This window comes from Rhodococcus sp. C3V (assembly GCF_029269915.1).
In the GTDB taxonomy this organism is placed as follows: Bacteria; Actinomycetota; Actinomycetes; order Mycobacteriales; family Mycobacteriaceae; genus Rhodococcus_F; species Rhodococcus_F qingshengii.
Map to the genome: position 1 here is coordinate 201,774 of NZ_JARJBE010000002.1, position 15,569 is coordinate 217,342.

Sequence of the window (15,569 nt, forward strand, 5' to 3'; positions counted from 1 at the left end):
CGAACTCAAGGCAGGGTGAGAATCTCTGCACCGGTCTCGGTGACCACCAAGGTGTGCTCGAACTGCGCCGTCCACTTACGGTCCTTGGTGACGACGGTCCAGCCGTCCTCCCAGATCTCGTAGTCGATACCACCGAGGTTGATCATCGGTTCGATCGTGAAGACCATGCCCGGTTCGATGATCGTCTCGACCGCGGGCTCGTCGTAGTGCAGGATCACGAGGCCGTTGTGGAAGGTCTCGCCGATTCCGTGTCCGGTGAAGTCCCGGACGACGCCGTACCCGAACCGATGGGCGTAGGACTCGATGACACGTCCGATCACGTTGAGCGCGCGGCCGGGCTTGACGGCTTTGATGGCCCGCATCGTTGCCTCGTGTGTGCGCTCGACGAGCAAGCGGTTCTCTTCGGACACGTCACCGGCGAGGAATGTCGCATTGGTGTCGCCGTGTACCCCGTTGATGTACGCGGTGACGTCGATATTGACGATGTCGCCGTCCTGGATCACAGTCGAGTCGGGGATTCCGTGGCAGATCACCTCATTGAGAGACGTGCAGCACGACTTGGGAAAGCTCTTGTAGCCCAACGTCGACGGGTATGCACCGTGGTCGAGCATGAACTCGTGTGCGATGCGGTCGAGTTCGTCGGTCGTGACACCGGGAGCGACAGCCTTGCCGGCTTCCTGCAGCGCGCCTGCAGCGATCTTGCTGGCGATGCGCATCGCCTCGATCGTTTCCGGCGTCTGAACCCAGGGCTCGTTGCCCTCTTTGGCGGTCGGCTTCCACGCGTACTCGGGCCGCTCGATCTTCGAGGGCACAGCGAGGACGGGAGAGACGGTTCCAGGGACCAATGGGGTACGCACAGACATGCAGAACAGCCTAGACCTCGCGTCGCGCGTCAGCCGGATGTACTCCAGTTCCGGAAAACCGGGTCGACGAGAATTCTGACGGGGGTCGACATCGTCTGTCCGAATTCCTCGAAGAGCACGTCGCGAGATTCGAAGGTGCCCAGATCGCGGTCGACGAATTCGGAGAAGTCCAAGCAATCACACGAAACAGACTTGCCCCAACTGATCGGAGCGCGTCCGATCGCGTCGAACAGTGTCTCCTCGCCGGTATTCGTGAACGGTTCGAGCGCTGAGACCACCGCAGGTGAAACGATCTCGGAGATGTCCTGCCAGCGTCCGTCGACCAGAAATTCCGGCCACGCCAGCAGCACTGACTTCGGAATCACCGCATGTAGACGCCGAAATCTCGGGTACCAGAATTCCCCGCGTAGTACGAGACCGCGTACTCGGGTGGCGATACCTCGGCGGCGAGCCAACGCTTCGACGATAGCCAGTCTCTGACTGCAGGATCCGCGCTCTCGACTCAATGTCACCGAGACGGGTTGCCGGTCGTCGAGGCCGTACACCGGCCGAATATTTGCAACGACGCTGCGATGCGCCGACACCAGGAACTCCTGCGCCGACTGGATCGCACCTTCTGCAATGTCCTCGTAGAGGCGGGCCACGTCGTCGTGGCCCCAGTCGAGGATCGGAGTTGCGGCCACATCGCCACCCGACGCGTCGTGGCGGATGTCACCTTTGCGGATTCCACCGAGCAGTACGCACGTCATGTCTCAACCGTAGTGCGCGACCGGAATCGGTGGAGCCTGACAGAATCCCAACCGTGAAGAAATGGCTGTTGTTGATCACCGCGATCCTCACCGAGGTGTCTGCGACGCTGTCGTTGCGCGCCGCCCTCGATCACCCGGCTTGGTACATCGTGGTCGTCGGCGGATATCTCGCAGCATTCACCGCCTTGTCGTTCGTCCTGCGGGAGGGCATGGGACTCGGTGTTGCATACGGAATCTGGGGCGCAACCGGAGTTGTCCTGACCGCAGTATTCGCAACGGCCCTTTTCGGAGATCCTCTGACGGCCACCATGGGCGTCGGGATTGCACTGGTCATCGGCGGAGTGCTGTGCGTCGAACTCGGCTCCCAGGCTGCCGCCGACAGCGGGCCGGCGGACCCAGCATGACCTTCGTATTTCTGATCGCTGCAATTATTTCCGAGGTCACCGCGACGTTGTCACTACGGATGGCGTCGCAGGACGGCAGCGACAAACGATGGCTCGCGGTTGTCACCGTGGGGTATCTCGCCGCGTTCGCCTTCCTGACCCTCGCGCTCGACGCGGGCCTCACCATCGGCGTCGCCTACGGAATCTGGACCGCATGTGGAGTGGCGTTGACGGCAATCGCATCCCGCATTCTCTTTCGCGAACCGCTGACCAGGCTCATGATGGTCGGGATCGGCCTCATCGCGGCAGGCGTGCTTCTCATCGAACTCGGTGCGAGTCACTGATCGCTGCACACATCAGTGTAAGGTTTACCTAACTTTGCTCTGGAGGTAGTCCACGGTGCTGATCCCTGCCCTTCGTGAAATCGCCGACGGTCCACAGCTGGACGACGATTCCCACTTACGGGAATCCGACCGCCACACTCCGATGGCGCGCGCTGTCCCGGCGCCGTTCCAACTCACGACGTACATCGTCGAGACCGACCACATCACCCGGTGGCCAGAGCACGCTCACATCGAGCACGAACTGATCTGGTCCGACCGCGGTGTCGTCAACATGATCATCGACAATCAACTCTGGACCGTCACGCCCGGCGTCGGCCTGTGGATCCCCCGCGGGGTCCTCCACGAAGGTCAGGCAAATCCCCACGTCGCATTCCGCGCCACGCTCTTCACCCCCGAGCTGTGGACTCCCGCCTGGAACGAACCGTGCATCGTGACACTGAGTGAGGCAGCCCGGGCACTGCTGATACACCTCGCCCACACCGGAATGCCTGCAGAACAACGCCTTCGGGCACAGCAGGTTTGTGTCGATCTCCTCACCCCGGCATCGGCACCTCACTTCGACGTACCGATCCCCCGAGATCCGCGGCTACGGATGCTCGTCGACAAAGTGCTGTCGGATCCCGCCGACGATCGATCACTCGATCAGTGGGCTCACGTTCTCAATCTCAGCCGACGTACGGTCACCCGGATTTTTGCCGCGGAACTCGCCTTGAGCTTTGCGCAGTGGCGCACTCTGGTTCGTATGAGCACGGCCCTCGGCATGCTCGGAACCGGAATGAGTGTGAACGCCGTCAGCCGCCGTGTCGGTTACGGGACGTCGAGTTCCTTCATCGCCGCTTTTCGCAAGACGGTCGGCTACACCCCCGGCAATGCGCTCGCCGCTGTCAACTGACTCGAGCCTGACCTGTTGTCGACATCGGCTGGCCCCTTCGCTACACGCACGCGCCCTACATTCACTTAGGTAAGCCTGCTCTCACGTGCGTACTGCGCTGAGTCGTGCAAGCACTTCCCTGATCAATCCCGAGGAGTTTCGCGTGTTCAGATCTGCCCGTCAGAGAATTCGTCCCCAGCGGAGGCGACGAATCGTTGTTGCGCTCATGCTGGCGGCGGCACTGCCTCTGACCGCCTGCACACAGTCGTCATCGGACGCCCAGGAAAACAATTCATCGGCATCCGCCGTCGAGGACGGCGCCTATCCCGTGACGATCAAGCACGCTTTCGGCGGGACCACCATCGACAAGGAGCCGACACGGATCCTCACCCTCGATTCCGCAGCGGCAGACACGGTCATCGCCCTGGGTGTCACTCCGATCGCGATGCAGAAGGACTCTTGGGCCGGCGACGCCGACGGGTTCCTGCCGTGGACCCGCGCCGAACTCGAAAAGTCGGGCCAGACGCTGCCCACGCCTGCGCCGTACTACTCCGACAGCGGCGAGCTACTGTTCGAGCAGATTCTCAATGCCGCGCCTGATCTGATTCTTGCCCCGTACTCGGGCTTCTCCGAGCAGGATTACCAGCGCCTGAGCTCGATCGCCCCGACCCTCCCGTACGACACCAAGCCGTATCAGCCCAGCTCGTGGCAAAACCTCGCCACCGATGTCGGCAAGGCACTCGGGCGTCCCGCTCAGACCGCGGCGCTGATCAAGTCGGTTGAGGAATCGGTCCAGGAATCGAAGGCGAGTCATCCCGAATTCAACGGAGTCACTTTCGCCTTCGGTTCCTACATCCGTGAAGGAGAAACCGAAACCGCCATCTACGGTCCGGACGATCCGCGCGTCAAGTTTGTCGAAAACCTCGGGCTCACAGTCGCTCCCGACGTGGTGAACGGCGCCAAGAACTTTGCCGGCGACTCGTTCCTTTTCGGCATCAGTATGGAAAAGCTCGACACGATCGACACCGACGTGTATCTCGGTTGGGCAAGCGATCAGTCGGAAGTCGACAGCACATTGGCCAACACTCTGTTCTCGCGGTGGCCGGTCATCGCCAACGGCAAGGACCTGTGGATCACCGACAATCGCCTGACTGCAGCGACAATGTACGTCAGCCTTCTGAGTGTTCCGTGGGCGACCGACGAACTCGTGCCACAGTTGACCGAACTGGTCGCAAAATAGCAGCCCGCTCGGTCTGATCAAGCAACTGAAGGCCACTCACCGCGAAGTGTCGCGAAAACCACGGTGTCGGTCCACTCGTTCTTGATCCACGCGTTCTGCCGAAAATGTCCCTCTCGCCTCATACCGATCCGCTGCGCGAGTCGCGCCGAGGATTCGTTTCTCGAATCCATTCGCGCGACCACGCGGCGCAATCGGGGTGTCGCGAACGCGAGGTCGATCAGAGCGGTCACTGCTTCCGTCGCGAATCCTCGGCCGCCGAACTCGGGCGAAAATGCCCACCCGAGTTCGGCGGTGTGCTCGACTTCGGCTGTGCAATCAGATTCTTCGACTCGCCAAGCACTCACGCTTCCGACAACCCGGCCCCCGTACTCGACAACAAGTGCCACCGCGCCCGATGCCAGGTCGCGGCGAGACATTCTGGTCTGCACGGCCTCTCGAGCCTCCGCGAGACTCCAGGGTTCGTTGAGCAAATACCGGCATACGTCGCTGCGCCCGTAGAAGGTGAGAAGATCCCGGTGATCGCCTGGGCGGTAGGTACGGAGCACCAGCCGGTCCGTCCGGATCACACCCGGTGCAGGCCTCATCGCCACACCTACGTCCGCCATATCCATGCCGTTACGGTAGGTTCTTTCGAATTCGTAGGCGAATGAATATCGCAATGCTGTGCAGCGCTCAATGTTTGATTTGCCCTCCGACGGGCTACTTCACCACCGTAAAAGGTCGGGACAGGGAAATATGCCAGGCTATTTCGCGCTTGAAATCTAGGGGCGGTCATGTCCGAGGATTCACTGGTAAAGCAGGGTGTGGCAAAAGGAAGCGCGCTGGGCGGAGCCGTTCTCCTCATCACAGTCGGCGTGCTCGAAATCCTCCAAGGCATCTCGGCGATATCGGAGGACGACGTGACAGTCGTCGGCCCGGAATACACGTACCAATTCGACCTCACTTCGTGGGGATGGATCCACCTCGTACTCGGTGTGCTCGTCACCGCTGTCGGAATCATGCTCTTCACCGGCGCGACGTGGGCACGGGTAGGCGCGATAGTCATCTGTTCTCTGTCGATCCTCGCGAATTTCCTGTGGCTACCCCACTCGCCGTGGTGGTCGATCATCATCATCGCGCTCGACGTATTCGTCATCTGGGCCGTCGCGACCTGGAATCCCGAGGTCATCTGAGGTCACCCGCCGAATCATCTTCGCAGTTCAGCATTTCAACTGTGCGCCAGTAGTTTCCGTCCCGGGAGGACCATCATGGCAAACGGCACGAGCGACGGACCACTCCAGGAGGACGAACGTGCCGAACTAGCCCGGTTGCGCGAAGAGGTAGCAACACTTCGCGAGCAGACTCCCAGCGCCCGCGAAACGACCGTCGAGAAAGTCTCCCGACCACCTCGACATGGGCTGCGGTGGACCGCGGTGACAATCCTGCTGGTGCTGGTCGCACTGCTCGCAGTCTTGTCGGTAACCACCCGCTTCGTACGTAGTCAGATCCTCGACACGGACCGCTACGTCAGCACGGTAGCGCCACTGGGTGAGAATCCAGCCGTGCAAGCGGAGATCACGAATCAAGTCACGGACGAGATCTTCGATCGCGTCGACGTCGAAGGGCTCACCACCGAGGCACTCACAGCATTGACGGACGTGTCGAATCTCGAAGCCAACGCCCCTCGCGTGGACCAGGCGTTGGTGGGTTTGGCACCGGTGATCGCCGGCCAGGCGAAGAGTTTCGTCCACGACACAGTGGCCTCGCTCGTTCGGACGCAGCAGTTCGAAGACCTTTGGATTCAGGCGAACCGAGCGGCGCACAACTCCCTCGTCGCCGTCATGACCGGAAACTACGGACCCGACTCGGTCGAGGTCGACCAGAGCGGAACGGTCAGCATTTCACTGAGCACGATCATCGACCGGGTGAAAACGGCGCTGACCGACCGCGGCTTCGCTTTCGCAGACAAAATCCCGTCCGTGGACAAGGAGTTTGTTCTCTTCCAGTCCCCCGAGCTGGTGAAGGCGCAGCGAGCCGTCTCGGCACTCGACAAGGTCTCGGCGGTGCTGCCGTGGTTGGGAATCGCTTGCGCAGCAGCCGCTGTCGCCGTTGCGCCAACCGGTCGCAGGCTTCGTACGCTGTCCCTGGTCGGTCTGTCGATTGCGTTGGGAATGCTTGTTCTTGCGATCGGAATTCTGATCGGACGTGCAATCTACCTCGACAGTGTCCCTACCGATATCCTCTCGCCAGACGCCGCCACCGCTGTCATCGACACAGTTCTGGTTCCGCTTCGGACGAGCCTTCGCGCGGTTGCGCTCCTCGGTGTGGTGGTGGGGCTCGGCGCCTACCTGATCGGTGGGTCGTCGTCGGCGATCGCCGTTCGTCGAGGCTACGGGCAGGCGTTGGACTTCGTCCGGCATTCTGCAAGCGGCCGAACGCCGAATCAGGTGGAGCGGTGGGCCAATCAGCTTCGTATCCCACTGCGCTGTGCCATCATCGGCATCGCCGCACTGTTGCTGCTCTGCTGGCGCTACCCCACCGGATTGGTCGTTGGTTGGATCGTCGTCATTGCGCTCGTTGCTCTCGTCGCACTGGAAGTATTGGTTCGTCCCGCACGCGCCGCCGCGCAGGACGCCGCGCCTGACGACGGCGGAACCGACGACGCCAGGCCCGGGGCAGAAGATACGAAAACTACGCCAGCGCCTTTGCCTTGATGGCCTGGAATTCCTCTTCGTTGATCGCGCCTGAGTCGAGAAGCTCTCTGGCGTCGGCGATCTGCTGAGTCGGCGATTTCCCGGCGACCTTTCGAATGTAATCACTCTGCGCGTGTATGTGCTGTTGAGCGGCTTCCATCGACCGCCTCGTCATTCCGTCATTCTTGACGACCACGTAGATCATCGCGGACAGGAATGGAATGACGAAGAGGAATATCATCCACAACGCCTTGGCCCAGCCCGAAGTCTCGTGATCACGGAACAAGTCGGTGATGATCGAGAACAACACGCTCAAGTACGCCACAAAGGCAAAGCAGACGAAGATGAACCAGAAGAATTCCCAGAAGCCTTCCATGTCAACGCTCCCTGTACTCGGTTTTACACATCAGGAGTTCGGGAGGCTGACGTTCCGCGCCTGAGCTCCTGCATTCGGCCAGAACTCCCTGGTCCAAGGTCATTTCAGTATGCGCCGACGATCCCCGTTCCGGCTACAGCTCGAGAGAGTTCAGACTCGCCGACCGCTCATCCATTATCGGAATCACGATTCTCCGATCCGAGATCTCTTGTCTGGCCGCCTTTTCGACCAGAAGAGGCACGAAGTCGCGGATCCGACATCCCGCAAAACGCTGGTGAATTGTTCGCACTCTGTTTTCGATCTCCGGTGGAGGAACGGCGGGATAGCGGGAAATCAGGCGAGTGATCACCCGCTCGACGTGGAGCAACTCTTCGTCGCCAGTCATCCATTAATGGTCGTCCGTCCAGCCGAGCACGTCAAGACTCGGAAAGGGTTCGAAAACAACACGATTCGGGTCTCGATTGCGAAGAGAATAGGTTCACCGAATATGGGGCATACACATAAGGGCGGACGGTTCCCCGCGCGCTCGCGTTGCGCTCATGATGCCAGGGAGTGGAAGTGGGAAAGAACGCTCGGATTCTTCACGACGACACCCCGTCGACCCTTACCGACGACGCGCCGCCCGTGGCAGAAAAGCCGATGAAGAACAAGGTGTACCGCCGCAAACTCAAGCCGTTGCACGGCGAACTCGTGGCTTTGCAGGAGTGGGTCAAATCGTCTGGAGCCAAGGTCTGCATCGTATTCGAAGGTCGAGATACCGCGGGGAAGGGCGGTGTCATCAAAGCCATCACCGAGCGAGTGAGTCCGCGAGTGTTCCGGGTCGTTGCGTTACCCGCCCCGACCGAGCGAGAGCATTCGCAGATGTACGTCCAGCGCTACGTCCCGCATCTTCCGGCTGCCGGTGAGATCGTCATCTTCGACCGAAGTTGGTACAACCGTGCCGGTGTAGAACGAGTAATGGGCTTTTGCACCGAAGAACAAGCACATCAATTTCTCCAGCTCATTCCGACCGTCGAACGCGCGATCGTCGAATCGGGAGTCATTCTGCTCAAGTACTGGCTCGAGGTCAGCGAAGAACAGCAGCTCTTACGTCTGCAGAGCCGGATCGACGACCCTCGAAAGATCTGGAAGCTGTCGAATCTCGATCTGAAGTCGTTCAGTCATTGGTACGACTACTCGCGTGCCCGCGACGAGATGTTTCGCTTCACCGACACCGGCTGGGCGCCATGGTATGTCGCAAACAACAATGACAAGAAACGCGGACGACTCAACATCATCAGCCACATTCTGAGTCAGATCCCCTACGAGCCCGTGCAATCCACGGACATCACCCTGCCGAAACGGCAGAAGGCTCACGGCTACCAGACGCCCAAACAACCGCTGCACTGGATTCCGACCCGGTATTGACGATCGCCAAGGAAAGGATGTGCGGTCATGAGCCCCACGCCGTGGCATGCGCAGAGTGGCGAATCAGTCGTGTCCGTACTGCAGTCGGACCCGGAGCGCGGACTGCAGTCGGATGAGGCCGACCAACGGCGACGACGCTACGGGTCGAACGAAATCACCTCGACGCCACCGCCGTCGACGTGGTCGATCGCGCTGTTGCAGCTGAAAGATCCGATGAACTTGATGCTCGTCGCCGTGGCCGCGGTCAGCATCGCCATCGGTGAAGTGCCGACAGCAATCGTGGTGGCGGTGCTCGTCGTGCTCAACATCGTCCTCGGAACTCGACAGGAGTTGAAGGCACGGGCCAGCGTCGACGCCCTCGCCAAGATGCAGACGCCCCAAGCACGGGTCATTCGTGACGGGAACCTGATTCAACTCGACGCTACCGAACTGGTGCCGGGTGACATCGTCCAAGTCGAGGCAGGAGACATCATCGCTGCCGACGGACGGTTGCTCGCCACCACCACCCTGGAGACGCAGGAAGCCGCATTGACCGGGGAAAGCGCGCCGATACCGAAGGACCCGAATACGCTGAACAACGCGGATATTCCGCTCGGAGACCGCAGCAATCTGGTCTTCCAGAACACCTCGGTCACCCGCGGCACGGCGACCATGGTGGTCACCGAGACCGGGATGCAGACGCAGATAGGCCAGATCGCGTCGATGTTGTCGGCGGTCGCCCCTGGCAAGTCGCCACTTCAACGTGAATTGGACTCTCTCACCAAACTTCTCGGAATCATCGCGTGGACGGCAGTGATCGTCATCGTCGTCATCGGGCTCCTTCGTGGGCAGGACCTGACTACGCTTCTGCTCCTTGGTATCGCAATGGGAGTGTCCGCGATTCCGACCGGCCTGCCAACATTCGTCCAGGCGATGCTGGCCTACGGTGCCCGTCAACTGGCCGACGCCAAGGCCGTCGTGAAGAACCTGACCGACGTCGAAACACTCGGCGCGACCAGTGCAATCAACTCGGACAAGACCGGCACGCTGACCATGAACCAGATGACCGTCCGATCGCTGTACGTCCACGGCCGTTGGTACACGGTCGACGGCGAAGGCTACGCCAAAGCGGGAAGGATCACGCATGTTGCCGGCGAGGCACCACCCGACTTCACCCTTCTCGCATACGGACTGTGTCTCGACAGCGATGCAACGGTTTCCGATTCCGGGGAAGTTGTCGGCGACCCGACCGAGGCCGCGCTCGTGGTGCTCGCGGCAAAGATCGGTGCCGACGCCCCACTCACCAGACGGACCTACCCGCGGGTGGCGACGGTTCCGTTCGATTCCGCGTACAAGTTCATGGCCACGTACCACCACCTCGAAGTCGACGGCGTAAGTCAGTTCGTCGGATTGGTCAAAGGCGGACCCGATGTCGTCCTCACTCGGTGTTCTTCGGCCTTTCTCCCCGGCCGTCGGCAGGTCCCGATCGAGGAAGTCCGAGACGAACTCACGGCAGCAAATCAGTCCATGTCCGAAAAGGGTCTTCGGGTGCTGGCATTCGCGGTCAGACGCCTCGACGGACGGGAAGACGCTGTCGTGGCCGACCCCATGTCCTTTGTCGAGGACCTGACGTTTGTCGGTATGGCAGGCATCATCGACCCGCTGCGTCCGGAGGCGGTCGATTCGGTGCGAACCGCACACCGGGCCGGCATCGAGGTCCGCATGATCACCGGCGACCATGCCATCACCGCCGCAGCGATCGGTGCCGAACTCGGACTCGGCCCGGGCTCGGTGGGCGGCGGCGAGTTGCAAGCGATGACCGATGAAGAACTGTCGACCGCGTTGCCGAACCTGCACGTGTTCGGCCGCGTCACTCCGCAGGACAAACTTCGCTTGGTCGATGTCATGCAGAGCGGTGGCGCCGTCGTCGCGATGACCGGAGACGCGGTCAACGACGCCGCCGCGTTGAAGAAGGCAGACATCGGCGTCGCCATGGGCTCGGGCAGTGAGGTGACCAAACAGGCGGGCAAGATGGTGCTCACCGACGACAACTTCGGTACCCTCATCACCGCGATCACTTTGGGCCGCAACATCTACGGAAAAATCGTCTCATACATCCGGTACCAGATGTCGAAACTCTTCTCCTTGGTTCTCCTCTTCCTCGCTGCGAGCATCTTCAACATCAACGAGGGTGTGGCACTGACGCCACTGATGGTGCTGTTCCAGCACTTCTTCATCACACTGTTCCCCGTCGCCGTGATCATGCTCGACCCGCCGCCACCGGATCTGATGAACAAGCCTCCGCGCGATCCCAAGATGCCGATCGCACATCGAAGCGCAGTCGCTCAGTGGCTCGCGTACGGTGTCCTGCAATTTGCCGTGACACTCGCGGCGATGCTTCTCGCACCCGGTGAAATGAGTACTTCCGAGGCGAATGTTCCCATGACCACAGCATTCGTAGTGCTCTCTCTCGGTTCGATTCTCGCGGGGCTGACTATGCGGCGTGATCCCGAGTCCGGCGTGGTTCCACCGGTGCTCGGTGCCATCAAGATCTTGACGATCCCCACGGTCGTGACCGTATTCGCCGTCGAGGCGGGCGTCCTCCAGGACCTCCTCATGACAACCTCACTGACCGGCGCCCAGTGGCTCGCCTGCCTGGGTTGGTCGCTGATCATCCCGGTTGTCGTCGAGTTGGACAAGGCAATTCGACGCCGCCGCCTCGCACAGGCACCTGCGCCCCTCCCTGCGACCACCGCGGTTGCCCCCGAGCGCGCCCGTTCGCTCCACTGAGGGAGGACAATCAAACGATGATGTGGGCGGAGAGTCTAGGTCGGCTACCGGGCGTCGCGACTGCCCGTGGGTATCGCCGCGAGTGGTTGCGAACAGACGTCACTGCCGGACTCGTCTTGACTGCCCTGCTCATCCCGGCAGGCATGGGCTACGCCGAGGCCGCCGGGTTGCCTGCGTACGCCGGGCTGTACGCCACCATCGTGCCTTTGCTCGCGTACGCGGTAGTCGGGCCCTCGAAAATCCTTGTACTCGGACCTGATTCGTCACTGGCGCCGCTGATTGCCGCCGCGGTCATACCGCTGGCAGTGGTCGGCGATTCGGAGAATGCGCTTGCACTAGCCGGTGTTCTCGCCATTCTTGTCGGACTCATCCTCGTGATCGGCGGATTCCTTCGTCTCGGCTTCGTGACCGAACTCCTCTCGAAACCGATCCGTCTCGGCTACCTCAATGCCATTGCACTCGTCGTCGTAGTTGGTCAGATTCCCAAGCTGCTCGGATTCTCCGTCGACGCGTCCGGTCTACTCGGTGAAATCGGCGGGATCTCAAAGGCCCTGGTGGGTGGCGACGTCGACCCCCTCGCTGCCGCCATCGGTGTCGGTTCGCTAGTCGTCATAGTCGCCTTCCGGCTCTGGGTACCTGTTGTTCCCGGCGTTCTGGTGGCCGTTGTCGCGGCCATAGTCTTGTCCGCTGCCGCCGGTCTCACCGATGACATCGGCATGGTCGGCGCACTGCCGGAAGGACTCCCCATCCCTTCCGTCGGTGGAGTCACGTGGCAGGACGTCGGCCATCTGATCGGGCCCGCCGCCGGTATCGCATTGATTGCCTTCGCCGACACCGGCGTTCTCTCGCGCACCTTCGCCGCCCGCCACGGCGAGGACGTGAACGGCAGTACCGAAATGAAGGCGATCGGTGTCGCGAACGTGGCCGGCGGGCTGTTCGGCGGGTTCCCGATCTCGGCGAGCGGGTCACGAACTCCGGTAGCCGAACAGAGTGGGGCGCACACACAATTGGCCGGCGTCGTCGGGGCGCTCGCGGTCCTGGTGTTCGTCCTCGTCGCTCCCGGACTCACGGCATATCTGCCCGATGCAACACTGGCCGCCGTCGTCATCGTCGCCGCGTGTGCACTGATCGACGTGGGCGGCATGGTCCGCATGTGGCGCATGAGCACCGTGGAATTCGGCCTCGCCGTCGCGGCGTTTCTGGGCGTCGCCCTGGTCGGTGTGCTACAAGGCATCCTTGTTGCGATCGGACTGTCCTTCGCAGCGGTCATCGCGCAGGTATGGCAGCCACATCGAACCGAACTCGTCGAGACGGGCGAACCCGCCGGATTCCACGACATCGAACGCCATCCAGATGGGCATCGCATCGCCGGCCTGGTGTTGGTGAGGTTTGACGCGCCACTGTTTTTCGCGAACGGCGAGATCTTCGACGAGTACGTTCGCTCCGTCGTCGCCAAGGCGCCAGATCCGGTCGACTGGGTGGTTATAGCCGCCGAACCGATCACCGGACTCGACACAACGGCAGTCGACGAACTCGTCGATCTGGATACATTCCTCGAAGGCAAAGGAATTCGGTTGGCATTCGCAGAGATGAAAGGTCCGATCAAGGATCGACTCATCCGATTCGGAGTCGGGGATCGATTCGATTCGACGCACTTCTACCCGACCGTCGAAGCCGCCGTGAACGCATTCCGCACCCGAACCGACGACTGACAAACGCCAGGCAGTCGGGAGCCGTGGCTGCATTGGGTACCGTTTGGTATGGGATTCACGACGGACAATGTTCCGGCACGCCGTATCGCTCAGGTCGCCGGCGTGGGCGGTATCGCCGTCGGCGTTGTCTCGCTGATCGCGTTGTACTCCACCAAGCCGATCAACCCGTTGATCGCCGTGGCCTCCTTCGTCCCGATACTGCTTACGGTCACACTCGCAGCGTCCCTGATATGCCTGGTCTTTCGCCGCTGGATCCTGCTGGCGATCTCGGTGGTACTGATTGCGGTGGGCGCGTCGGTGATCAGTCCACTGTATGTGGCAAACAGTTCCGAAATCGACGGGCCGACTCTGCGCGTAATGCAAGCAAACCTTCTCTTCGGGCAGGCAGATCCCGCCAGTTTGACTGCGACGGTGCGCGAGAAGGCAGTCGACGTCCTGACGGTTCAGGAACTGACCACATCACTCGAAGGCTCTCTCAGAGATCAAGGACTCGAGCAACTGCTGCCGCATCACTACTTGGTACCGGACGAGGCCGGCGGGGGTGGCGCCGGTATTTACAGCCGTTATCCGCTGACGGAAACTCGGGAATTGAACGGATTCGGACCGACCAATCTTGTTGCCGAAGTGGGCTTCTCGACCCCGTTCACCCTTCTGGCGGTTCACCCCGGACCGGCGTACGTGACCCCGCCCGACGTGTGGACTGCCGAGCTGAGCACTTTGCGAAACGCGCTCGACGCTGCTGCCGCCGAGGAAACCGTCATCGTCAGTGGCGACTTCAACACCACATTCACGCACAAGCAATTCCGTGACCTCCTCGATGTCGGCTACTCCGATGCCGCAGACCAATTGGGAGTAGGCATCGTGCGCACCTATCCGGCGGACAAGAAATTTCCCGCGATCGTCGGCATCGACCATGTACTTCTGCGGGGCGGACAGGCGAAGTCACTCGACCGGATCGAGATCGAAGGTTCCGATCACTTCGGCTTGATCGTCGACGTGGCGATCCCCAACTAGTCGGAGAGCACCCGACCCGAGCGAACGCGTTGCGGATCACCCGTGCTTCGGCATGCTTCGACCCGACACATCGATCGTCCGATGCAGGTGATGCGGCGTACGCAGGACGATCGACCGGTCCACCACGGATACGCCCGGAAACTGGTCGGCGAGATAACCTTCCAGACGCTGCACGTCGTCGATCGAGCGCAGCCACACCGCCAATGCGATGTCGTAGCTGCCGATCGTAGAAGCAACAAGCCTCGCCTCACGCAGGTGCGAAAGGCGCTGAGCAATTGCCTCCTTTCGCCCGTCGAGACGTAAGAAGTACCAGGCGTAGACCGGCCAGCCGGAGTAGGGCCGAGCAATCTCCGTGCGGACGACCAGTCGCCCCGTCGACAGCTCGTGAGATAGGAGCGCCCCAGCGCGAGCCGGCGTGACTCCGAGGGCCGCAGCGAGTGCCGAGACGGTGACACGTGGTTCGCGAGAAAGAATGTCGAACAGCTGCGACTGTTCCTCTTCGCCGGCGCGTACACCACGAATCTTTCCCGCCGGGGCCGACTCGAGCGCGGCAATTTCATCCGCATCGAGAGCACGTAGACGCCAGTTCCTCGCGTCGGAGTTCGCCGAGGACACGATCTGAGTTCGCATCGCGGTGATCATCGGCAGGGATTGTGTTCGCTCCAACACGTACCTGGACAATTGATCGAGGTCAGTGCAGGTGAGCGTGACGAGCAGATCCCGATTGCCGGTTGTGAGATCGACTGTGAGAACTTCGGGATCGTGCGCGATCTGTTCGGCAACGCTCATGGTCTGTGCCGGTGCGCATTCGATCTCGAGAAGTGCGGTCGCCGACACGATGGGTCCACCACGGTACGCAGCGATCCACGCTATGCCTTGCGAGTGCAGACGCTCCCAACGCCTGGTCAGGGTGACCGGGTCGGAACCGATCGCGCGTGAAAGCTCGGACCACGACGCTCGCGGCCTGATCTGCAGTGCGTTCAACAGCCGAAGATCGTCGTCCTTGAGCATCTGATCCTGCACCGAGGACCTCACTTTCAAAAGAATGCTGCACCGAAACAGGATCGAAACGCGTCGATCCTAACTTCATCACATCAATAGTCCACCAAATCCTGAGCCTCGAGAACCCTTACTTCTTGCGTTCGTTCGCCCCCTCGAGAAAGACACCG

16 protein-coding genes are annotated in these 15,569 nt (G+C 61.3%); 10 read left to right on the plus strand and 6 right to left on the minus strand.

Annotation, left to right across the window (positions count from 1 at the left end; genetic code table 11):
• Positions 1-5: 5 nt before the first annotated feature.
• Both map and P3G66_RS05930 read right to left on the minus strand, forming a co-directional pair.
• Complete coding sequence (gene map / locus P3G66_RS05925; RefSeq protein ID WP_007734970.1) at positions 6-863, minus strand: type I methionyl aminopeptidase; 858 nt, start codon at positions 861-863, stop codon at positions 6-8.
• Between the two features lie 29 nt (positions 864-892).
• The gene (locus tag P3G66_RS05930) at positions 893-1,612 is read right to left on the minus strand and encodes a transglutaminase domain-containing protein (protein ID WP_065455632.1); all 720 of its coding nucleotides are present in this window, start codon (positions 1,610-1,612) and stop codon (positions 893-895) included.
• A 53-nt stretch (positions 1,613-1,665) separates the two neighbouring features.
• Between P3G66_RS05930 and P3G66_RS05935 the strand changes: the two genes are divergently transcribed.
• The 4 genes from P3G66_RS05935 to P3G66_RS05950 all read left to right on the plus strand — a co-directional run bounded on the left by P3G66_RS05935 (position 1,666) and on the right by P3G66_RS05950 (position 4,450).
• Positions 1,666-2,016 (plus strand): SMR family transporter, encoded by a 351-nt coding sequence (locus P3G66_RS05935; RefSeq protein WP_003942817.1) that lies wholly within the window; start codon positions 1,666-1,668, stop codon positions 2,014-2,016.
• Positions 2,013-2,339 (plus strand): SMR family transporter, encoded by a 327-nt coding sequence (locus P3G66_RS05940; protein ID WP_003942819.1) that lies wholly within the window; start codon positions 2,013-2,015, stop codon positions 2,337-2,339. The genes P3G66_RS05935 and P3G66_RS05940 overlap by 4 nt, the downstream gene beginning before the upstream one ends.
• A 55-nt stretch (positions 2,340-2,394) precedes the next feature.
• The gene (locus P3G66_RS05945; protein WP_058038643.1) at positions 2,395-3,231 is read left to right on the plus strand and encodes an AraC family transcriptional regulator; all 837 of its coding nucleotides are present in this window, start codon (positions 2,395-2,397) and stop codon (positions 3,229-3,231) included.
• A 142-nt stretch (positions 3,232-3,373) separates the two neighbouring features.
• Positions 3,374-4,450 (plus strand): iron-siderophore ABC transporter substrate-binding protein, encoded by a 1,077-nt coding sequence (locus tag P3G66_RS05950; protein ID WP_223304443.1) that lies wholly within the window; start codon positions 3,374-3,376, stop codon positions 4,448-4,450.
• Between the two features lie 17 nt (positions 4,451-4,467).
• On the opposite strand, the gene P3G66_RS05955 is transcribed toward P3G66_RS05950, so the two are convergent.
• On the minus strand, positions 4,468-5,061 hold the full coding sequence (locus P3G66_RS05955) for a GNAT family protein (RefSeq protein ID WP_050656477.1): 594 nt from the start codon (positions 5,059-5,061) through the stop codon (positions 4,468-4,470).
• Positions 5,062-5,223: 162 nt separating this feature from the next.
• Here P3G66_RS05955 and P3G66_RS05960 point away from each other — a divergent pair, with 162 nt between their 5' ends.
• Positions 5,224-5,622: a hypothetical protein gene (locus P3G66_RS05960; RefSeq protein WP_007734954.1), complete on the plus strand. Its 399-nt coding sequence runs from the start codon at positions 5,224-5,226 to the stop codon at positions 5,620-5,622.
• Between the two features lie 75 nt (positions 5,623-5,697).
• Entirely contained in the window at positions 5,698-7,143 is a 1,446-nt protein-coding gene (locus tag P3G66_RS05965) for a hypothetical protein (protein ID WP_276116307.1), read from the plus strand.
• Here the strand turns inward: P3G66_RS05965 and P3G66_RS05970 are convergent.
• A complete protein-coding gene (locus P3G66_RS05970) occupies positions 7,121-7,498 on the minus strand; it encodes an SHOCT domain-containing protein (RefSeq protein ID WP_003942794.1) in 378 nt (125 codons plus the stop codon). The genes P3G66_RS05965 and P3G66_RS05970 overlap by 23 nt on opposite strands.
• Before the next feature lie 133 nt (positions 7,499-7,631).
• A complete protein-coding gene (locus P3G66_RS05975; RefSeq protein ID WP_007734945.1) occupies positions 7,632-7,883 on the minus strand; it encodes a hypothetical protein in 252 nt (83 codons plus the stop codon).
• A 191-nt stretch (positions 7,884-8,074) separates the two neighbouring features.
• On the opposite strand from P3G66_RS05975, the gene ppk2 reads away from it, so the two are divergent.
• The 4 genes from ppk2 to P3G66_RS05995 are packed head-to-tail and all read left to right on the plus strand — an operon-like array spanning position 8,075 to position 14,400.
• The gene (gene ppk2 / locus P3G66_RS05980) at positions 8,075-8,905 is read left to right on the plus strand and encodes a polyphosphate kinase 2 (protein ID WP_228402274.1); all 831 of its coding nucleotides are present in this window, start codon (positions 8,075-8,077) and stop codon (positions 8,903-8,905) included.
• 27 nt (positions 8,906-8,932) lie between these two features.
• Complete coding sequence (locus P3G66_RS05985; protein ID WP_276116309.1) at positions 8,933-11,674, plus strand: cation-translocating P-type ATPase; 2,742 nt, start codon at positions 8,933-8,935, stop codon at positions 11,672-11,674.
• Positions 11,675-11,691: 17 nt separating this feature from the next.
• Complete coding sequence (locus P3G66_RS05990; RefSeq protein ID WP_162113629.1) at positions 11,692-13,386, plus strand: SulP family inorganic anion transporter; 1,695 nt, start codon at positions 11,692-11,694, stop codon at positions 13,384-13,386.
• Positions 13,387-13,434: 48 nt separating this feature from the next.
• A complete protein-coding gene (locus tag P3G66_RS05995; protein ID WP_047271332.1) occupies positions 13,435-14,400 on the plus strand; it encodes an endonuclease/exonuclease/phosphatase family protein in 966 nt (321 codons plus the stop codon).
• A 36-nt stretch (positions 14,401-14,436) separates the two neighbouring features.
• Here P3G66_RS05995 and P3G66_RS06000 read toward each other — a convergent pair whose 3' ends face one another.
• Positions 14,437-15,435, minus strand: coding sequence for an Lrp/AsnC family transcriptional regulator (locus P3G66_RS06000; protein ID WP_270922995.1), 999 nt, complete (start codon positions 15,433-15,435; stop codon positions 14,437-14,439).
• Between the last annotated feature and the right edge of the window lie 134 nt (positions 15,436-15,569).